Origin of the sequence: Pseudomonas sp. WS 5412 (genome assembly GCF_012985615.1) — a bacterium.
Classification (GTDB): domain Bacteria; phylum Pseudomonadota; class Gammaproteobacteria; order Pseudomonadales; family Pseudomonadaceae; genus Aquipseudomonas; species Aquipseudomonas shahriarae.
The window spans coordinates 63296-82010 of sequence record NZ_JAARMB010000011.1; the positions used below are offsets into that span (position 1 = coordinate 63296).

At 59.2% G+C, this 18715-nt stretch carries 18 protein-coding genes; 10 read left to right on the top strand and 8 right to left on the bottom strand.

Going from position 1 to position 18715, the window contains the following annotated elements; translation table 11 throughout:
* Window positions 1-29: 29 nt before the first annotated feature.
* Together HBR94_RS16075 and HBR94_RS16080 are read right to left on the bottom strand one after the other, a co-directional pair.
* Complete coding sequence (locus HBR94_RS16075) at window positions 30-917, bottom strand: 3-keto-5-aminohexanoate cleavage protein (RefSeq protein ID WP_128593314.1); 888 nt, start codon at window positions 915-917, stop codon at window positions 30-32.
* A 78-nt stretch (window positions 918-995) separates the two neighbouring features.
* Window positions 996-1934 carry a choline ABC transporter substrate-binding protein gene (locus HBR94_RS16080; protein ID WP_170045181.1) on the bottom strand — a complete coding sequence of 313 codons (939 nt, stop codon included), beginning with the start codon at window positions 1932-1934 and terminating at the stop codon, window positions 996-998.
* A 192-nt stretch (window positions 1935-2126) separates the two neighbouring features.
* Here HBR94_RS16080 and HBR94_RS16085 point away from each other — a divergent pair, with 192 nt between their 5' ends.
* Window positions 2127-3071, top strand: a complete 945-nt coding sequence (locus tag HBR94_RS16085; RefSeq protein WP_169960130.1) for a GlxA family transcriptional regulator — start codon at window positions 2127-2129, stop codon at window positions 3069-3071.
* A 132-nt stretch (window positions 3072-3203) separates the two neighbouring features.
* Here the strand turns inward: HBR94_RS16085 and HBR94_RS16090 are convergent, their stop codons facing one another.
* The 4 genes from HBR94_RS16090 to HBR94_RS16105 all read right to left on the bottom strand — a co-directional run bounded on the left by HBR94_RS16090 (window position 3204) and on the right by HBR94_RS16105 (window position 5170).
* Window positions 3204-3611, bottom strand: coding sequence for a DUF3010 family protein (locus tag HBR94_RS16090; RefSeq protein WP_170045182.1), 408 nt, complete (start codon window positions 3609-3611; stop codon window positions 3204-3206).
* A gap of 68 nt (window positions 3612-3679) precedes the next feature.
* Window positions 3680-4072 carry a hypothetical protein gene (locus HBR94_RS16095; RefSeq protein WP_170045183.1) on the bottom strand — a complete coding sequence of 131 codons (393 nt, stop codon included), beginning with the start codon at window positions 4070-4072 and terminating at the stop codon, window positions 3680-3682.
* Window positions 4072-4704 carry a hypothetical protein gene (locus HBR94_RS16100; protein WP_170045184.1) on the bottom strand — a complete coding sequence of 211 codons (633 nt, stop codon included), beginning with the start codon at window positions 4702-4704 and terminating at the stop codon, window positions 4072-4074. The genes HBR94_RS16095 and HBR94_RS16100 overlap by 1 nt, the downstream gene beginning before the upstream one ends.
* Window position 4705: 1 nt before the next feature.
* Window positions 4706-5170 (bottom strand): SLATT domain-containing protein, encoded by a 465-nt coding sequence (locus tag HBR94_RS16105; protein ID WP_170045185.1) that lies wholly within the window; start codon window positions 5168-5170, stop codon window positions 4706-4708.
* Window positions 5171-5356: 186 nt separating this feature from the next.
* Between HBR94_RS16105 and HBR94_RS16110 the strand changes: the two genes are divergently transcribed.
* A complete protein-coding gene (locus tag HBR94_RS16110) occupies window positions 5357-6082 on the top strand; it encodes a DUF5677 domain-containing protein (protein ID WP_346342846.1) in 726 nt (241 codons plus the stop codon).
* A 111-nt stretch (window positions 6083-6193) separates the two neighbouring features.
* Here HBR94_RS16110 and HBR94_RS16115 read toward each other — a convergent pair whose 3' ends face one another.
* Entirely contained in the window at window positions 6194-6595 is a 402-nt protein-coding gene (locus tag HBR94_RS16115) for a lysozyme inhibitor LprI family protein (protein WP_170045187.1), read from the bottom strand.
* A gap of 220 nt (window positions 6596-6815) precedes the next feature.
* Between HBR94_RS16115 and HBR94_RS16120 the strand changes: the two genes are divergently transcribed.
* The 7 genes from HBR94_RS16120 to HBR94_RS16150 all read left to right on the top strand — a co-directional run bounded on the left by HBR94_RS16120 (window position 6816) and on the right by HBR94_RS16150 (window position 15229).
* On the top strand, window positions 6816-7793 hold the full coding sequence (locus HBR94_RS16120; protein WP_170045188.1) for a dipeptidase: 978 nt from the start codon (window positions 6816-6818) through the stop codon (window positions 7791-7793).
* Window positions 7794-7862: 69 nt separating this feature from the next.
* On the top strand, window positions 7863-8393 hold the full coding sequence (locus HBR94_RS16125) for a DUF5943 domain-containing protein (protein ID WP_027606002.1): 531 nt from the start codon (window positions 7863-7865) through the stop codon (window positions 8391-8393).
* A 15-nt stretch (window positions 8394-8408) separates the two neighbouring features.
* A complete protein-coding gene (dgcA, locus tag HBR94_RS16130) occupies window positions 8409-10469 on the top strand; it encodes a dimethylglycine demethylation protein DgcA (RefSeq protein WP_057960840.1) in 2061 nt (686 codons plus the stop codon).
* Window positions 10470-10624: 155 nt separating this feature from the next.
* On the top strand, window positions 10625-12562 hold the full coding sequence (gene dgcB, locus HBR94_RS16135) for a dimethylglycine demethylation protein DgcB (RefSeq protein ID WP_170045189.1): 1938 nt from the start codon (window positions 10625-10627) through the stop codon (window positions 12560-12562).
* Window positions 12562-13782, top strand: coding sequence for an electron transfer flavoprotein subunit alpha/FixB family protein (locus tag HBR94_RS16140; RefSeq protein WP_170045190.1), 1221 nt, complete (start codon window positions 12562-12564; stop codon window positions 13780-13782). Before dgcB ends, HBR94_RS16140 begins: the two co-directional genes overlap by 1 nt.
* A 15-nt stretch (window positions 13783-13797) precedes the next feature.
* Window positions 13798-14568: an electron transfer flavoprotein subunit beta gene (locus tag HBR94_RS16145; protein WP_057440263.1), complete on the top strand. Its 771-nt coding sequence runs from the start codon at window positions 13798-13800 to the stop codon at window positions 14566-14568.
* A 94-nt stretch (window positions 14569-14662) separates the two neighbouring features.
* Window positions 14663-15229, top strand: a complete 567-nt coding sequence (locus tag HBR94_RS16150) for a GNAT family N-acetyltransferase (protein ID WP_057960837.1) — start codon at window positions 14663-14665, stop codon at window positions 15227-15229.
* 691 nt (window positions 15230-15920) lie between these two features.
* Here the strand turns inward: HBR94_RS16150 and gbcA are convergent.
* Entirely contained in the window at window positions 15921-17216 is a 1296-nt protein-coding gene (gbcA, locus tag HBR94_RS16155) for a glycine-betaine demethylase subunit GbcA (protein ID WP_057440265.1), read from the bottom strand.
* Between the two features lie 281 nt (window positions 17217-17497).
* Between gbcA and gbcB the strand changes: the two genes are divergently transcribed.
* Window positions 17498-18598, top strand: a complete 1101-nt coding sequence (gene gbcB, locus HBR94_RS16160; RefSeq protein ID WP_057440266.1) for a glycine-betaine demethylase subunit GbcB — start codon at window positions 17498-17500, stop codon at window positions 18596-18598.
* Window positions 18599-18715: the final 117 nt, after the last annotated feature.

Below are 18715 nucleotides of genomic sequence, written 5' to 3' on the forward strand. Positions count from 1 at the left end.
CATTGTGGGAGCCGGTTGCGGCAGGGGGATTAGCTGCGTTTGGTCAGGCCCATCTTGGTTCGGCCTTCAGCCGGGGTCAGCACTCGCGCGCCCAGGCGGCTGAGGATCTCCCCGGCCCGCTCCACCAGTTGCCCATTGGTCGCCAGTACGCCCTTGTCCAGCCACAAATTGTCTTCCAGACCGACCCGCACATTGCCGCCCAGCAGCACCGCCTGCGCCGCCATCGGCATTTGCATGCGGCCGATGCCAAAGCCGGCCCACACCGCGTCGGCAGGCAGGTTGTCGACCATGGCTTTCATGGTGGTGGTGTCGGCCGGCGCGCCCCACGGGATGCCCAGGCACAGTTGGAACAACGGGTCATCGAGCAAGCCTTCCTTGATCATCTGCTTGGCGAACCACAGGTGGCCGGTATCGAAAATCTCCAGTTCGGCCTTCACTCCCAGTTCCTGGATGCGCTTGGCACCCGCACGCAGCTGGGCCGGGGTGGACACATAAATGGTGTCGCCATCGCCGAAGTTCAGGGTGCCGCAGTCCAGGGTGCAGATTTCCGGCAGCAGCGCTTCGACGTGGGCCAGGCGGGTCAACGGGCCGACCAGGTCGGTGTTGGGGCCGAATTCCATGGGGTGCTCGCCGCCGCCGATTTCCAGGTCGCCGCCCATGCCGGCGGTGAGGTTGACGATGATGTCGATGTCCGCCTCGCGGATGCGCTCCATCAGTTCGCGGTACAGCGCTACGTCGCGGCTGAATTTGCCGGTGTGCGGGTCGCGCACATGGCAATGCACCACGGTGGCGCCGGCTTTGGCCGCTTCTACTGCTGCTGCAGCGATTTGCTTGGGGGTGACCGGCACGTGGGGGCTTCTGGCGGTCGTGTCGCCAGCACCGGTGAGCGCGCAGGTGATGATGACGTCGTGGTTCATGGGGCAGGTTCCTTACAGGCGGGCGTAGTGATGCCGTTCGCAGCCGGTATCAGCTGCGAAGCGGTGATTTGAAAGAGGTTATTTGCTGCTCAGTTGCAGGTTTTGCGCAGCCGGCTTGCCATCGAAGGTGGTCACACCTTCCAGCCAGCGCTGCTGGTCCTGGGGGTGGTCCTTGAGCCACTGCCTGGCGGACTCGAACGCATCCTTGTGCTCCAGCAGCGGCTGCATCATCCGGCTCTCGTCGGCGGCGGTGAAGGTCAGGTTGGTCAGCAGCTTGTGCACATTCGGGCATTGCTCGGCGTAGGTCGGGGTGGTGACGGTCCAGACCGTGGCCATACCTTCGTTGGGCCCCAAAGCGTCCTCGCTGCCGGACAGATAGGTCATCTGCACATTGACGTTCATCGGGTGCGGCGCCCAGCCGAAAAACACCACCGCTTCCTTGCGACGCACGGCGCGGTCCACGGCGGCGAGCATGCCGGCCTCGCTGGACTCCACCAGTTGGAATTTGCCCAGGCCGAACTGGTTCTTGGCGATCATCGCCTTGATCTGGGTATTGGCCCCCGAGCCGGGCTCGATGCCGTAGATCTTGCCGCCCAGCTCTTTCTGGAACTTGGCAATGTCGGCGAAGGTTTTCAGGCCCTTGTCTGCCAGATAGGTCGGCACCGCGAGAGTCGCGCGGGCGTCCTTGAGGCTGGGCGCGTCGAGGACTTTGACCTGCCCGGCGTCGACGAAAGGTGTGATGGTCTGGGTCATCAGTGGGTTCCAGTAACCGAGGAACAGGTCCAGGCGCTGGTCGCGAATGCCGGAGAAGATGATTTGCTGGGACGCGCTGGTTTGCTTGGTGCTGTAGCCGAGGCCGTCGAGCAGCACCTGGGTCATGGCGCTGGTGGCGATCACGTCGGTCCAGTTCACCACGCCCATGCGCACGTTTTTACAGGAGGCGGCATCGGCGGCCCACACGCTGGTGCTCAACACGGCGCCGAGTGCGAGCACGCAGCGGCTGATCAGTCGGTTCATGATGGATCCCTCGGCAGGTCGTTATTGTGGGTTCCGGCGTCTTTGTGCGCCGTGCAGCCAAGTTACCCAGCTTGCTGCCCGGTAAAACGCACGGCGGCGACCCACTTTTGCACTGCAGCGACCTTGTGCCCTTGAATGGGCGATGGAACTGGCGTATCACAGACCACGCTACCCGTCCCACGAGTGCGCACCATGTCCCAGGATTTCTACTTCCTGCTGATGCCGGGGTTCTCCGCCATCGGCTTTATTTCCGCCATCGAACCGCTGCGCGTGGCCAACCGCTTTCGCGGTGAACTGTATCGCTGGCACGTATTGAGCGCGGATGGCGGCGCGGTGTTGGCGAGCAATGGCATGTCGGTCAATGCCGACGCCGGGCTGGAGCCCCTGAAAAAAGGTGCGACCCTGCTGGTGGTGGCCGGCTTCGAACCGCTGGAATTCGCCACTCCGGCCCTGGAGCACTGGCTGCGCCGTCTCGACCACGACGGCGTGACCCTGGGCGCCATCGACACTGGCAGCTTCGTCCTGGCCCAGGCCGGCCTGCTCGACGGCTACCGTCTGACCCTGCACTGGGAGGCCATCGACGCCTTTAAAGAGTCCTATCCGGCGCTGACGGTGACTCAGGAACTGTTCGAGATCGACCGCCGGCGCATCACCTGTGCCGGCGGCACCGCGTCCATCGACCTGATGCTCGACCTGATCAGCCAGGCCCACGGCCCGGAGCTGGCGATCCAGGTTTCCGAGCAATTCGTGCTGGGCCGCATCCGCCCGCGCAAAGACCACCAGCGCATGCAGATCGCCACGCGCTACGGCATCAACAACCAGAAGCTGGTGCAGGTGATTGGCGAGATGGAGCTACATACCGAGCCCCCCCTGAGCACCCTGGTGCTGGCGCAGATGATCAAGGTTACGCGGCGACAGCTGGAGCGCCTGTTCCGCCTGCACCTGAACGACACCCCGAGCAACTTCTACCTTGGCCTGCGCCTGGAAAAAGCCCGGCAGTTATTGCGCCAGAGCGGCATGAGCGTGCTGGAAGTGAGCATTGCCTGCGGGTTTGAGTCGCCGTCGTATTTCACCCGCAGCTACCGGGCGCGGTTTGCCAAGTGCCCGCGAGAGGATCGGCGGCGGGAGGTGGTGTAAGTCTATTGGGCATATGCCGACCCCATGTGGGAGCTGGCTTGCCTGCGATCGCGGTGTATCAGTTGGCAGATAAGTTGCTGACCCACCGCTATCGCAGGCAAGCCAGCTCCCTCATGGGATGTGTGGTGGGGCTTATTTTTTTACCAAGGCCGAGTACGCGGCTTTAAACGCCTCATGCTGATACTTGTTCAGCGTCGCCGGCAATGCAAAGTCATGCTTCTTGTTCTGCGCATTGATGGTCTGCGGCGACAGCAGCGTCACTTCAACGCCGTCCAGCAACTGCAATACCCCTTCAATCTTGAACGTGGTCGGGCCGCCGGCGAATTCGCCTTTCTTGCTGCGTTTCTTGATCGCGATACGGGTGATGCCGTTGTCGCGCACAAACGCGGCCACCTGGCGGGCAAAGGCTTTGACGTTGGCGGCCTCGTCATCGTCCTCGAGGGCGATTTTCTTGGTGGCCAGGGCGACGTGGGTCAGGTCCTGGGCGGCAACGGCGATAATGGCTTCGCTGCCTTTGATTTCGATGCCGCAGATGTTCATGAGTCACCCCTGTATTTTTGGGAAAAAACGGTTGGGCCCGTTCAATATGGTTAGGAGTTTTCCGGGCTTCAAGATATCGCGTTTTTAATCGATAAGTAGGCGCGATAGACAAAGCCGAAATTATGAAAATTTTTCAGCGCTTCTGTAACTATTTTACAGCAGAGATGAAACTTGCGATGTTCAACCAGTATCTTGTCTCTCGAAATGGCAACTATTTGAGAGTGTTGTTGCAACGGGGTCGGGGTGCTGAGGGTGTAAGTGATGTATGCAAACATTAAGTTTGGCGAGTCATAAAATTGCCCGACGGAATGAGTGGGTATTATTTTGTATGGTTTTTCGATTCGGTAGGCCCATCGGCGGAATTGTCCGTTCTGCTGCTCTGCGATGATCGGTGAGGCATGTGTTGGGAAGACGTTAAGTTTGAAATCTTCGTAAAACCCGACAATATAAAAATTTTTCATCAGGCGGTTCTGCTCTCAATTCCGTACTTGGGGTTATAGGTGATGACCTTGCTTGCAAGTTTTCGTTTTAACTTATTTATCGTTTGGTTGGACAGGTAGGTGTTGGGTATGAATATTCTGTTTATGTGTTTTTCTGTAATGCTATAGTTTTTGTTGAGGCGAAACTCAAATAGTCGGGCGTGGGGGTTGGCTTCGCTGTACATGAAGTCTATGACGGTCGGTTCGAAATGTTTTTCAAAAGTAGGCTTTAATGAAAGGCAGGCGCTATGAGAGACAAGACTTTTTAGGGCGTCTTCAGGCAGGCCAAATAACTCGGTTGTCAGTGCGTGAAATTTAGTGTAGTCGCAGTGGACCATTTCGAGAAAAAGTTCTTTGTCATGGTTCGGTTTAAGAAAGCCGAATTTTAAGCTGCCGGTATCAATAGGGCTGCCCATTTCAAATGCGCTGATATTGTCTGTCAAGAAAGATATATTTAACTCTAGGACAATTGAGCCTCTGAGCAGGGGTGGGTTTTCGATGGGATTACCAATGTTGAAATAATCGGCTTGTTGTTCGCTTGTGGCGGCCGGGCACAGTATTTTTTCAATGATGTGCAGTTTGTTTAATGTAAGAATTTTCGAAAAAATAGTCATTCTATTTTTTACTTTTCTGTATGTTTTTTTGCCACTGGCCGTTTGCGGTATTTAAAATCGTCTGATAGCGCCCTTGATAAGCGTCAACCTGTTTAAGTGTGATTTTGCAATTGGTTTCGTCGTCTTCTTCTTTTCTTCTATCCATGGTGATGCAGTGAGCCAGTTCGCGAAGCGCGCAAGTCGTGGCTATATCCATGGCCATTCGTTCTTGATACATGAACTTACTTAGCAGTTGACCTGCGACTGCTGCCATGGAACTGGTGATGATGGCAATGACGGCGAGCGGAAAAGTGGTGTACTTGGTGTTAATTGCTATAAGTAATGTAGTTAAAGCGGTGAGGAGTATTTGAGCCAGCGAAAAAAGTCGGTTGTACTTTTGATTTTTAGCGCGCTTTGCCTCAAACTCGGTAAGGCGATTACGAATTTGAAGCTCTAGTTCAGCTAGGCTTTTTAGCGAGTGATCCATGTGACATCCCTATCAATTTTAGCATATGATAAAGTACATAGTGGCTGTTGGGTATGTCAACTAAAAGTAGTTATTTTGTGTGGTTTTTACAAGGGTGGCTGGTGAGCGGCTGCTGGGAAGGCGCACCGGTTATAATTTTGTTGCGCGGATCAATGATTTTTTGTTGTCGAGGTCATTTTGGTTGACGTGAGTGGTGTAATCGAAGAGTTGCTGTCAATCTGCAAGGATATGATCATTCCAATGAAGGGTGATGGTCATGATGATTTGAAGTACATGTGCCAGGCTTTTTTTCTACGGCAGATTGATCATATGCAAAGTCTGGTTCTTCTTAAGGAGTCATGTGATGCGCAATTGATCTCCAGAAGTATGTTTGAGGGCGCGCTTTATTTGATGTATGCCTCTAAGGATGCCCAGGTCGCAACACGCTGGCGGAAGTATTGTATTGTTTTGGATAAACAAAAAATCGATTTTTCTGATAAGCGTGGACTGCCGGTACCTCCTGAAATAAGGGCGTACATTGACAGTCAGTTGCCTGATTGTGATCGCCTGTTCAAACGTGAAGACGGCAGCTATGCCGCTACCTGGCGCGATGACGAAAGTATTTATTCAATTGTAAAGAAAGTCGGGTTTGAGCGTCTTTATGATGAATATTATTACCCTATGTCAGACTATCATCACTGGGGAACCGAATCCGTCGGAAAGCGTTTTGCTCTGAAGGATGGGAAAGTCTATCTCACGAAAGATGTAGAGACTGACAGAGCATCGGCAATTCGTCTGGCAATCTCTTGCCTGTTATCCACGGCAGATTTTGCAAATGTGCTATTTGAGTGTGGTATGAGCGCCAGGCTGGAGCAGATGAAGGCGCAACTGCAGAACGTATTTAAAACCGGCGTTTATACGATACCGATTTAGACTGGACCTGTTGGTCGTTAGTTTGGCGCGGCTCTGGCAGGCAGCGCAGAGTGCTGCGGGGGCTTTTCCTGCCCCGCTGACGTTTCAAACCGGTGTTTGAGTCTTTTAACGCTACTCCTGCCCAATCGACTCCAAAAACTCCGACCGCTCATCACTCATCCGCGCCAGGCAGTCATTCTGCGCAATGGCATAGGCCTGGGTGCCGGTCACCGCCGGGAAGGTATCCACCGCGCAATCAGCATCCCGTAACTTTTCCCACTTCTGCTGGGCATCCTTCAGACGAGCGGTGATGTCTGCCAACTGTGCCTTGTTGCTGGCGTAGGTAGTGCCCATGCGTTCCAGCAAGCTCTGGTAGTTATCCTTGAGCAGCTGTTCGGCGGTGGTTTTGTTGTAGGAGGCGCATTCCAGGGTCTGTTTGTCGTTTTCGATGCCATCACACGGCGTGCTGTCGGTGTCTTCAGCCGCGTGGACGCCGGTGGCGAGGAGTACCAAAGCCAGGAAAATCGGTTTCATTGCGCCTTCTCATGTCAGGGGATGGGTCGAATTCTGGCTCAAGCGTAGGCCAAAGAACAGATGCAGGACAGACACGTCCGTGCACCCTTTGTCGTGGATTGACGCTTTCGGCAATTCCCCTGTCGTTTTTGCACCCGGCTCCGTCAGCCCCTGGGCATATGCTGGCCCCAAAGCGCCGGCAGACGATTCGGCGCATGAATCGCCAATAAGGGGACGCCTGATGAGCCCAGCCGAACTGCACGCCGACAGCATCGTTATCGACGGGCTGATCATTGCCAAGTGGAACCGCGACCTGTTTGAGGACATGCGCAAGGGTGGCCTGACCGCCGCCAACTGCACGGTGTCGGTGTGGGAAGGCTTCCAGGCCACGATCAATAACATCGTGGCCAGCCAGACCCTGATCCGCGAGAACAGCGACCTGGTGATCCCGGTGAAGACCACCGCCGATATCCGCCGCGCCAAAGAGCAGGGCAAGACCGGCATCATCTTCGGCTTCCAGAATGCCCATGCTTTTGAAGACCAACTCGGCTATGTCGAGATCTTCAAGCAGCTCGGCGTCGGCGTGGTGCAGATGTGCTACAACACCCAGAACCTGGTGGGTACCGGCTGCTACGAGCGCGACGGCGGCCTGTCGGGCTTCGGGCGTGAAATCGTCGGCGAGATGAACCGTGTCGGCATCATGTGCGACCTGTCCCACGTCGGCTCCAAGACATCCGAAGAAGTCATCCTCGAATCGAAAAAACCGGTGTGCTACTCCCACTGCCTGCCGTCCGGGCTCAAAGAGCACCCGCGCAACAAATCCGATGCAGAACTCAAATTCATTGCCGACCACGGTGGTTTTGTCGGCGTGACCATGTTTGCGCCGTTCCTGGCCAAGGGCATTGACTCGACCATCGACGACTACGCCGAAGCCATCGAGTACACCATGAATATTGTTGGCGAAGACGCCATCGGCATCGGTACCGACTTTACCCAGGGCCATGGCCAGGATTTCTTCGAAATGCTGACCCATGACAAGGGCTATGCCCGCCGCCTGACCAGCTTCGGCAAAATCATCAACCCGCTGGGCATCCGTACCGTGGGCGAGTTCCCCAACCTGACCGAGACCCTGCTCAAGCGCGGCCATAGCGAACGCGTGGTGCGCAAGATCATGGGTGAAAACTGGGTCAGCGTGTTGAAAGACGTCTGGGGCGAATAAGCCATCGTTTTTTCTCCCCCGGCCATTCGCGCCGGGGCATTACCAAGAATTTTCTGGAGTTAAGTTTCCATGGCCAAGATCGCCCCGCAATTGCCTATCGAAGTCGACAGCGAAACCGGTGTCTGGACTTCCGACGCCCTGCCGATGCTGTACGTGCCGCGCCATTTCTTCGTCAACAACCATATGGGCATCGAGGAAGTGCTGGGCGCTGAAGCCTACGCCGAAATCCTCTACAAGGCCGGCTACAAGTCGGCCTGGCACTGGTGTGAAAAAGAAGCCGAATGCCACGGTCTGGAAGGCGTCGCGGTGTTCGAGCACTACATGAAGCGCCTGTCGCAGCGCGGCTGGGGCCTGTTCAAGATCCAGGACATCGACCTCGACAAAGGCACTGCCAGCGTCAAGCTCGAACACTCGGCCTTTGTGTATGTGTACGGCAAGGTCGGGCGCAAAGTGGACTACATGTTCACCGGCTGGTTTGCCGGCGCCATGGACCAGATTCTGCAAGCGCGCGGCAGCCAGATCCGCACTGTCGCCGAACAAGTCTACGGAGGCTCCGAAGAGGGCCACGATGACGGCTTGTTCACTGTCAAGCCGTTGTAAGCCGAGGACCGTGCCATGGCTTTCGAAGCAATGTTTGCGCCGATCCAGATCGGCAAACTGACCATCCGCAACCGCGTGCTCAGTACCGCCCACGCCGAGGTGTATGCCACCGACGGCGGGATGACCACCGAGCGTTATGTGAAGTATTACGAAGAGAAAGCCAAGGGCGGTATTGGCCTGGCGATCTGTGGCGGCTCCTCGGTGGTGGCGATCGACAGCCCGCAGGAGTGGTGGAGTTCGGTGAACCTGTCCACCGACCGCATCATCCCGCACTTCCAGAACCTGGCTGACGCGATGCACAAGCATGGCGCCAAGATCATGATCCAGATTACCCACATGGGCCGTCGCTCGCGTTGGGACGGCTTTAACTGGCCAACCCTGATGTCGCCCTCCGGCGTGCGTGAGCCGGTACACCGTGCCACCTGCAAGACCATCGAACCGGAAGAAATCTGGCGGGTGATCGGCAACTACGCCAGCGCCGCAGCTCGGGCCAAAGCCGGTGGCCTGGATGGCGTGGAACTGTCGGCGGTGCACCAGCACATGATCGACCAGTTCTGGAGCCCGCGAGTCAACAAGCGTACCGATGAATGGGGCGGCAGCTTCGAGGGGCGGATGAAATTCGGCCTGGAAGTGCTCAAGGCCGTGCGTGCAGAAGTCGGCCCGGATTTTTGCGTCGGCATCCGTCTGTGCGGTGACGAGTTCCACCCGGACGGCCTGTCCCACGAGGACATGAAGCAGATCGCCAAGTATTACGACGACACCGGCATGCTCGACTTTATCGGCGTGGTCGGCTCGGGGTGCGACACGCACAACACCCTGGCCAACGTGATCCCCAATATGAGTTTCCCACCGGAGCCGTTCCTGCACCTGGCCGCCGGGATCAAGGAAGTGGTCAAGGTCCCGGTGCTGCACGCGCAGAACATCAAGGACCCGAACCAGGCCACGCGCATCCTCGAAGGCGGCTATGTGGACATGGTCGGCATGACCCGGGCGCACATGGCCGACCCGCACCTGATCGCCAAGATCAAGATGGGGCAGATCGACCAGATCAAGCAGTGTGTCGGCGCCAACTATTGCATCGACCGCCAGTACCAGGGCCTGGACGTGCTGTGCATCCAGAATGCCGCGACCTCCCGTGAATACATGGGCGTGCCGCACATCATCGAAAAATCCACCGGGCCCAAGCGCAAAGTGGTGGTGGTCGGTGCCGGCCCGGCCGGGATGGAAGCGGCGCGGGTCGCTGCCGAGCGCGGCCACGATGTGACCCTGTTGGAGAAAAAAGACTTTATCGGCGGGCAGATCACCACGGCGTCCAAGGCACCGCAGCGCGACCAGATCGCCGGTATCACCCGCTGGTTCCAGCTGGAACTGGCGCGGCTGAACGTCGACCTGCGCCTGGGCGTGGCGGCCGATGCCGCGACCATCCTCGACCTGCGTCCCGATGTGGTGGTGCTGGCCGTGGGCGGGCACCCGTTCCTCGAGCAGAACGAACACTGGGGCGCGGCAGAAGGCCTGGTGGTCAGCAGTTGGGACGTGCTCGACGGCAAGGTGGCGCCGGGCAAGAACGTGCTGGTGTACGACACCATCTGCGAATTCACCGGCATGTCGGTGGCGGACTTTTTGGCCGACAAGGGCTGCCAGGTCGAGATCGTCACTGACGATATCAAGCCTGGCGTGGCCATCGGCGGTACGTCATTCCCGACCTACTACCGCAGCATGTACCCCAAGGAAGTGATCATGACCGGCGACATGATGCTGGAGAAGGTCTACCGCGAGGGCGACAAACTCATCGCCGTGCTGGAGAACGAATACACCGGCGCCAAGGAAGAGCGGGTGGTGGACCAGGTGGTGGTGGAGAACGGCGTGCGTCCGGACGAAGAAATCTACTACGCCCTCAAGCAAGGGGCGCGCAACAAGGGGCAGATGGACGTTGAGGCGCTGTTCGCGATCAAGCCGCAACCGTGCCTGAGCGAGCCGGGGGAGGGCTACTTGCTGTTCCGCATCGGCGACTGCGTGGCCCAGCGCAATACCCACGCTGCGATCTACGACGCCCTGCGCCTGTGCAAGGATTTCTGACCCAACACCGAACCAATGTGGACTCGGTCAAAAATGTGGGAGCGGGCTTGCTCGCGAAAGCGGTGTGTCAGTCGATACATCCGGTGGCTGATGCACCGCCTTCGCGAGCAAGCCCGCTCCCACATTAGACCTGTGTGGTCTGTGGGAGCTTCACCATGTTGAACACCTTGCTTCCTGTTCTTTTGTTCGCAGCGATGGGCCTCGCCGTCCTCGGCGCCCTGCGCCGGGTGAATATGTGGCGCCGTGGCCGTGCCGCCAAGGTCGACCTGCTGGGTGGCCTGCTGGCCATGCCCAAGCGCTATATGGTCGACCTGCACCACGTGGTCGCCCGCGACAAATACATCGCCAACACCCACGTCGCCACGGCCCTGGGCTTTGTGCTGTCGGCGTTGCTGGCGATCCTGGTGCACGGCTTCGGCCTGCATAACCGTATCCTCGGCTACGCCTTGCTGCTGGCATCGGTGCTGATGTTTGTCGGCGCCACCTTCGTCTATCTGCGCCGGCGCAACCCGCCGTCGCGGCTGTCCAAAGGCCCGTGGATGCGCCTGCCGAAAAGCCTGATGGCGTTCTCGGTGAGCTTCTTCCTGGTGACGTTGCCGGTGGCCGGGCTCCTGCCTGCCGACTTCGGTGGCTGGCTGTTGGCCGCGCTGCTCGGTGTGGGCGTGCTGTGGGGCGTGTCGGAAATGTTCTTCGGCATGACCTGGGGCGGGCCAATGAAACACGCCTTTGCCGGCGCCCTGCACCTGGCCTGGCACCGCCGCGCCGAACGCTTTGGCGGTGGCCGTTCCACCGGCTTGAAGCCGCTGGACCTGGCCGACAAGAACGCGCCCCTGGGCGTGGAAAAACCCAAGGATTTCACCTGGAACCAACTGCTCGGTTTTGACGCCTGTGTGCAGTGCGGCAAGTGCGAAGCCGCGTGCCCGGCCTTCGCCGCCGGCCAGCCGCTGAACCCGAAAAAGCTGATCCAGGACATGGTGGTCGGCCTGGCCGGCGGCACGGATGCCAAATTCGCCGGCAGCCCGTATCCCGGCAAGCCCGTGGGCGAACACGGCGGCAATCCGCACCAACCGATCGTCAATGGCCTGGTGGACGCCGAGACATTGTGGTCGTGTACCACCTGCCGCGCCTGCGTCGAAGAGTGCCCGATGATGATCGAGCACGTAGACGCCATCGTTGATATGCGCCGCCACCTGACCCTGGAAAAAGGTGCCACGCCGAACAAGGGCGCCGAAGTCCTGGAGAACCTGATCGCCACCGACAACCCCGGCGGATTCGCCCCAGGTGGGCGGATGAACTGGGCGGCGGATTTGAACCTGCCATTGCTCGGCGACAAGCAAACCACCGACGTGCTGTTCTGGGTCGGCGACGGCGCCTTCGACATGCGCAACCAACGCACTTTGCGCGCCTTCGTCAAAGTGCTGAAAGCGGCCAAGGTAGACTTCGCCGTACTAGGCCTGGAGGAGCGCGACAGCGGCGACGTGGCCCGGCGTCTGGGCGATGAGGCGACGTTCCAATTGCTGGCCGCGCGCAATATCCAGACCCTGGCCAAGTACCGCTTCCAGCGCATCGTGACCTGCGATCCCCATAGCTTCCATGTGTTGAAAAACGAATACGGCGCCTTCGACGGCAACTACCAGGTGCAGCACCACAGCACCTACATGGCCGAGCTGATCGACGCAGGCCTGCTGAACCTGGGCCAGCACAAGAGCAACAGCGTGACCTACCACGACCCGTGCTACCTGGGGCGCTATAACGGTGAGTACGAGGCCCCGCGCCAAGTGCTGCGGGCACTGGGGATTGAGGTCAAGGAGATGCAACGTTCGGGTTTCCGTTCCCGTTGCTGCGGTGGCGGTGGCGGCGCGCCGATCACTGATATTCCCGGCAAGCAGCGCATCCCCGACATGCGTATGGAAGACATCCGCGAGACCGGCGCCGAGCTGGTAGCCGTGGGTTGCCCACAGTGCACGGCGATGCTCGAAGGGGTTGTCGAGCCCCGCCCACTGATCAAGGACATTGCCGAGTTGGTGGCGGATGCCTTGCTCGAAGAGGCTGCACCGGCCAAGAACACACGTGTACCAGCGGAGGTCCACTGATGAGCGACATTATCCGCCGCGATCCACGGGCTGAATGGATCGCCCGCAACCGCTTGCACCCGTTGCACGCGGCGATGCAACCGGAGGAGCACAGCTGGATGGGGCCTAACGGCATCATCCGTAAAAATGTGCATGGCATCGGTTTTATCGGCCCCAACGGCATCAAGCGGATCGACCGCAGCGGCGCCCAGCAGGGCGGTGCGACCAAACGTACGGCCGCGGCGCAAGTGCAGTTGCCGCTGCACCAGGTGCCAGCCCCGGCGTTTTACATCAACGTGGTGCCGGACATGGTCGGCGGCCGCCTGAGCAGCCACGACCGCGACTTGCTGGGCCTGGCGCGGCAACTGGCCGGCAGCGACGGTGCGGTGCTGGCGGTGGTGTTTGGCGAACATAAGGAAAGTGCCTTCGACACGGCCGGCGTGGATCGCCTGCTGGTGCTCGACGGCCACGAATTCGAGGGTTATTCACCGGAGCAGCGGGTCCATGGCCTGCGGGCTGTGGATAACCAGTTCCGCCCGCGTCATTGGCTGCTGCCCGACAGCCGCAGTGGCGGGGGTGAACTGGGGCGGCGCTTTGCCGCGAGCCTCACGGAGCGCCCGGCCACCCGGGTGTGGCAGATCAAGGGTAATGAGTGCATCGGCCGTGCCGGCGCGGGCCAGGAAGACCTGGCGCGCACGCTGCCACGGCTGATCCTCGCTGCGGTGGAATGTGCCGATCCAGTCAGCGAAACGCGCCATGAAGTGTTGCCGGTGGAGTTATCCACAGCCCTGGCGCGCAGCTTGCCGCGTATTGAGGATCTGGGTGCGGTGGCAGTGGATCCCGGTGCGATTCCCATGGCCGAGGCCGAGTTTATTTTCTCCGGTGGCAATGGGGTCAAGGACTGGGACTTGTTCCATCAGACGGCCGCGGCCCTGGGCGCTACCGAAGGTGCGTCGCGGGTGGCGGTGGATGATGGCTTCATGGCTCGTGATCGCCAGGTGGGTGCCAGTGGTATCTGGGTCACCGCCCGGGTGTATGTGGCGGTCGGGATTTCCGGGGCGATCCAGCACCTGCAAGGCATCGGTGCCTGCGACAAGGTGGTGGCGATCAACCTCGATCCGGGTTGCGACATGATCAAGCGCGCCGACCTGTCGGTGATCGGCGACAGCGGCGACATTCTCCGGGCCTTGATTGCTGCGGTCCAGGCCCACCGTAACGGCGCCAAGCGCGATGCGGCTTAAACAAAGGATATGGCCATGACCACCCATGTAATCAGCCTGGTATCCATAGGCGCCCACCCGACCTCCGGCCGGCCGCGCCGCGCCGAACAGGATGCGCGTGCCGTCGAGCTGGGGTTGCAACTGGCTGGGGATAACCTGCAAGTGCTGCATGCCGGCGATATCGCCGAGCCGACCCTGCGTGCTTACCTGGGCATGGGGCTGGCGCAGTTACACGTGCTGGAACAACCGGCCGGCGCCGATGCCCTGCCAGTGCTCGGCGACTATCTGCGGGACACTGGTGCGCAGGTGGTGCTTACCGGCAGCCAGGCCGAAACGGGCGAGGGCTCGGGGATGTTGCCGTTCCTGCTGGCCGAGCAACTGGGCTGGCCGCTGATTGTCGGCCTGGCTCAGGTGGAGTCCATCGACAGCGGCGTAGCCCAGGTACTGCAAGCGCTGCCTCGTGGTCAGCGGCGACGCCTGAAAGTGCGCCTGCCGTTTCTGGCCACGGTGGATAACGCCGGGCCCAAGCCGCGGCAAAGCGCCTACGGCCCGGCCCAGCGTGGCGTGCTGCAGGAGCACGACGTGGCGGTGGTGGACGATGAGTTATTCACAGGCGCCGTGCTGCAACCGGCCAAGCCTCGGCCCAAGCGGCTCAAGGTGATCAAGGCCAAGAGCGGCGCCGACCGCATGAAGGCCGCCACGGCCAAGGCCAGCGGCGGAGGTGGGCAGGTGCTGAAGGGGGTAAGCCCTGAGGCGGGCGCTGAGGCAATTCTCAAGCTGCTGATTGAGGAGGGTGTGGTTCGCTAGGGCTGAAATAATCGCACATACATACCGCGATGCCAGCCTTTGCCAGTGCCTGGGTGTGAGCTTAAATAAATTTTCAGCCAAAGGATCCAGCCCCATGCCCGTCAACTTCCGCGCGGCAGTGCCCGCCGATGCCCGCGATATAGCGCGTCTGTTCCTGATCTCTTCAGAAGGAGCCGCGGCTTACATCTGGAGCCAGCTCGCAGAGCCAGGCCAGGAACTCCTGGACGTTGGCGCCAGCCGTTATGCGCGCTCGGGTGTGGATTTCTCTTATGAAAATTGCCTGATCGCCGAATCAGAGGGCGTGGTGGTGGGCATGATGCACAGTTATGTCATGCGCCATGATCCGGATGCAGAGCCGGTTACCGATCCAGTCCTTGCTCCCTACGCGGACCTGGAGATCCCCGATACCCTTTATATTTCCAGCCTGGCGCTGCACGAAGGTTGGCGCGGCCAAGGCTTGGGCGTGCAATTTCTCGCCCATGCCCGACAGCGGGCCGAGCACCTTGGGCTTATCGGCTTGAGCCTGATTGACTATGCGGCCAATACCGGTGCCCTGAGGTTCTATGAGCGCCATGGCTTTCGGATTGTCGACAGTTGCCAGATAACCCCGCACCCGATGCTAGGTGTCACCGGCAAAGCTTATTTGATGCAGTACCCGTAGCCCTCGACTGGGGGTTACCCACAATCCCTGTTGGTTCACCTGTGGATAACCTGTTCGCGGTTGTCCACTCCCCAGTGAAATCAAGCCCTGCAGCCCTCTGTACGAAAAACAACCAACCTAAGCGACGGTTTTTGCTCGGCTTTTTCTGTGGATAAGGAAATAGCCTGGTTCAAAGTTGCCCCCAAAGTCTGTTGGTGCTTCTGTGGATAAGATGTTCGCTATCCGCTGTAAGCCATAGGGATAAAGGCTTGTAGTAAATTGGTTGAAAAATGATCAATATCGCTGTTTCAACCGATCTACGCGCGTAAAGCCTCGATTTTGCTCGGTTGCAGGCGGTTTTCCACAGAAGGGGCAAAGTTGCCCCCAAAGTCTGTTGGCGCTTCTGTGGATAAGGTGTTTGCGTTCCTCTGCAGGCCATATAGAACGTGGCTTGTGAGCTTCTGGTTAAAAACTGATCAATGTTGGATAAAACCTGCTGCTTTGAATAAGTCACGGATTTTCTTGGTTTTATTTCAAGGGAACAGGGCAGTTGCCCACAATTGCTGTGGGTGGGTTTGTGGATAAGTTGTTGGGCGATGGCTGGAGTGCAGGGTAGTGGCGGGCTGGAGCAGTGATGGTCAATTTATGAACAGATGAGTATCCAAATGTGGGAGCAGACTTGCTCCCACATTTTTGATCTCTGGTACATCAGTTACTCGTGTGCGGCGACACCTTTGAGGTACGGCGCCGGTGCCGCCCCCAGGTTGTTCAGCATGCGCTCGCTGTACCAGTCCACAAAGTTCACCACGCCAAACTCATAGGTCTTGGAGTACGGCCCTGGCTGGTAAGCGGTGGAGTTGATTCCGCGCTGGTTCTCTTCGGCCAGACGCCGGTCCTGGTCGTTGGTCGCGTCCCACACTTGGCGCATGCGCTCGACGTCGTAGTCCACCCCTTCCACAGCGTCCTTGTGCACCAGCCACTTGGTGGTGACCATGGTTTCCTGGGCGCTGATCGGCCACACGGTAAAGACGATGATGTGATCGCCCATGCAGTGGTTCCACGAGTGCGGCAGGTGCAGGATGCGCATCGAGCCGAGGTCGGGGTTCTTGATGCGGCCCATCAGTTTCTTGCAGCCCTGCTTGCCATCCAGGGTCATCGACACGGTGCCCTTGAGCAGTGGCATGCGCACGATGCGGTTGCGCAGGCCGAAGCTGGCGTGGGCGTAAGGGATCTTCTCGGCGTCCCAGGCGGCGGCTGAAGCGGCGACGTGGTCCTTGAACGCCTGGTCAGCCCGTGGGTCGGTGACGTCGTCCCATTCCAGCAGGGTTTTCAGCAACTCGGGGTGGGAGGCGTTGCAGTGGTAGCACTCGCGGTTGTTTTCCAGCACCAGTTTCCAGTTGGCTTTTTCGAACAAGGTGGTCTGGATCGCCACCTTGGTGTTTTCCATGTCGTAGGGTTCCATGTAATGGTTCAGCGTCGACAAAAAGTCATCAATGGCCGGCGGGTTCTCGGCCAGGCTGATAAAGATGTAGCCGCCGGCGGTCTTCACGTTCACCGGTTTGAGGCCGTACTGCTTCATGTCGAAGTCGGCGCCCATCTCGGTGCCGGCGAACAGCAGGCGCCCGTCCAGTTCGTAGGTCCACTGGTGGTAATGGCACACCAGTTTGGCGACCTTGCCCTTGTCGCTGGTGCACAGGCGCGAGCCGCGATGGCGGCAGACGTTGTGGAAGGCATGCACCACGCCTTCGGCGCCACGAATCACGATGATCGGGTTCTTGCCGATCTGAAGGGTCAGGTAGTTGCCCTTGGCCGGGATTTCGCAGGTCATACCGGCGATCAACCATTCCTTCTGGAAGATCTCCTGCATGTCGATATCGAACAGCCGCTGGTCAGAGTAAAACGGCTGGGGCAGCGAAAAAGTGCGCTCGCGCTCTTGCAGCATTTGCGCGGTGGCCTTGCGTGCGGGTTCCAGCGGATCGCCCAAGCTCAAGGTTGCGGTGACGTCCATTATGTGTGTCCTCAAGGCCATTCTGTGTGGCCGCGATAAGTGGCTGATCAGGTTTGCAGCAAGGCGTAAAGAAAGCGTCGTTGTTGGCTGCGAGTGTGGGCCCGGTGCTGCCCGCAACCTTATCCATTAACGACATGGCCCACTCTGTTCCCGACGCGCAACCCCAGTGGTATGGGGGCTGGTCGCGATAAGTATGCGAATGTCGCAGATAGGTAAATGGCAGGTCGCGGCGTTACGCAGAATCGCCAGCATCAAGCCGAACTACGGCCGTGGAGAACAGCATGTCCAACAGCTTCCTGAATCCTGTCACCACCCAGACCTGGGCCAATGGTCGGCACATCGTCCGTTGCGTCAAAGTCATCCAGGAAACCTGGGATGTGCGCACCTTCTGCTTTATGGCCGACCAGCCGATCCTGTTCTTTTTCAAGCCGGGGCAGTTCGTCACCCTGGAGCTGGAGATCGACGGCCAGCCGATCATGCGCTCGTACACCATTTCCAGCTCGCCATCGGTGCCCTACAGCTTCTCGGTGACGATCAAGCGCGTGCCGGGTGGCAAGGTCTCCAACTGGTTGCACGACACCCTGCACGAAGGCCAGGAGCTGGCGGTACACGGGCCGGTCGGGCTGTTCAATGCCATCGACTTCAGCAACCCCAAGGTGCTGTACCTCAGCGGCGGCGTGGGGATCACCCCGGTGATGTCCATGGCGCGCTGGTATTACGACACCAACGCCAATGTCGACATGGTGTTTGTGCACAGTGCCCGCTCGCCGAAAGACATCATCTACCACCGCGAGCTGGAGCATATGGCGTCGCGCATCGACAACTTCAGCCTGCACCTGATCTGTGAGAAACACGGCCTGGGCGAGCCGTGGGCCGGTTATCGGGGTTACCTCAACCAGAAAATGCTCGAACTGATGGTGCCGGACTTCCTTGAGCGCGAAGTGTTCTGCTGCGGCCCTACGCCCTATATGAACGCGGTCAAGCGCCTGCTGGAAGCCAATGGCTTCGACATGAGCCGTTACCACGAGGAATCCTTCGGCGCCACGCCACCGGAGGCGCGGGCCGATGCTGTGGAACAAGCCGAACAGGCCGCCGATGCGCCGGAAATCGACCTGGCGGATCTGCACCAGGTGGAATTTATCTCGTCAGGCAAAAGCATTCGTGTGGCACCCGGGGAAACCGTGCATGCGGCAGCTGCCAAGCTGGGCCTGCTGATTCCCAAGGCCTGCGGCATGGGCATATGCGGCACATGCAAGGTGATGAAACTGGGTGGGGAAGTGGAGATGGAGCACAACGGCGGGATTACCGAGGAAGACGAAGCCGAAGGCTACATCCTGTCGTGCTGCAGCGTGCCGAAGGGCGATGTGCGGATCGAGTTCTAATACCCCCCCTGATCATTCCCACGCTCCGCGTGGGAATGCCTCCCGGGACGCTCCGCGTCCCTTGTGTGCGATGTGACGCGGAGCGTCACAGGCTGCGTTCCCACGCAGAGCGTGGGA

Coding starts and splice junctions, on each gene's coding strand:
- HBR94_RS16075 (WP_128593314.1), bottom strand. CDS start 917: ATGAACCACGACGTCATCATCACCTGCGCGCTCACCGGTGCTGGCGAC.
- HBR94_RS16080 (WP_170045181.1), bottom strand. CDS start 1,934: ATGAACCGACTGATCAGCCGCTGCGTGCTCGCACTCGGCGCCGTGTTG.
- HBR94_RS16085 (WP_169960130.1), top strand. CDS start 2,127: ATGTCCCAGGATTTCTACTTCCTGCTGATGCCGGGGTTCTCCGCCATC.
- HBR94_RS16090 (WP_170045182.1), bottom strand. CDS start 3,611: ATGAACATCTGCGGCATCGAAATCAAAGGCAGCGAAGCCATTATCGCC.
- HBR94_RS16095 (WP_170045183.1), bottom strand. CDS start 4,072: ATGAAAAATTTTTATATTGTCGGGTTTTACGAAGATTTCAAACTTAAC.
- HBR94_RS16100 (WP_170045184.1), bottom strand. CDS start 4,704: ATGACTATTTTTTCGAAAATTCTTACATTAAACAAACTGCACATCATT.
- HBR94_RS16105 (WP_170045185.1), bottom strand. CDS start 5,170: ATGGATCACTCGCTAAAAAGCCTAGCTGAACTAGAGCTTCAAATTCGT.
- HBR94_RS16115 (WP_170045187.1), bottom strand. CDS start 6,595: ATGAAACCGATTTTCCTGGCTTTGGTACTCCTCGCCACCGGCGTCCAC.
- HBR94_RS16120 (WP_170045188.1), top strand. CDS start 6,816: ATGAGCCCAGCCGAACTGCACGCCGACAGCATCGTTATCGACGGGCTG.
- HBR94_RS16125 (WP_027606002.1), top strand. CDS start 7,863: ATGGCCAAGATCGCCCCGCAATTGCCTATCGAAGTCGACAGCGAAACC.
- dgcA (WP_057960840.1), top strand. CDS start 8,409: ATGGCTTTCGAAGCAATGTTTGCGCCGATCCAGATCGGCAAACTGACC.
- dgcB (WP_170045189.1), top strand. CDS start 10,625: ATGTTGAACACCTTGCTTCCTGTTCTTTTGTTCGCAGCGATGGGCCTC.
- HBR94_RS16140 (WP_170045190.1), top strand. CDS start 12,562: ATGAGCGACATTATCCGCCGCGATCCACGGGCTGAATGGATCGCCCGC.
- HBR94_RS16145 (WP_057440263.1), top strand. CDS start 13,798: ATGACCACCCATGTAATCAGCCTGGTATCCATAGGCGCCCACCCGACC.
- HBR94_RS16150 (WP_057960837.1), top strand. CDS start 14,663: ATGCCCGTCAACTTCCGCGCGGCAGTGCCCGCCGATGCCCGCGATATA.
- gbcA (WP_057440265.1), bottom strand. CDS start 17,216: ATGGACGTCACCGCAACCTTGAGCTTGGGCGATCCGCTGGAACCCGCA.
- gbcB (WP_057440266.1), top strand. CDS start 17,498: ATGTCCAACAGCTTCCTGAATCCTGTCACCACCCAGACCTGGGCCAAT.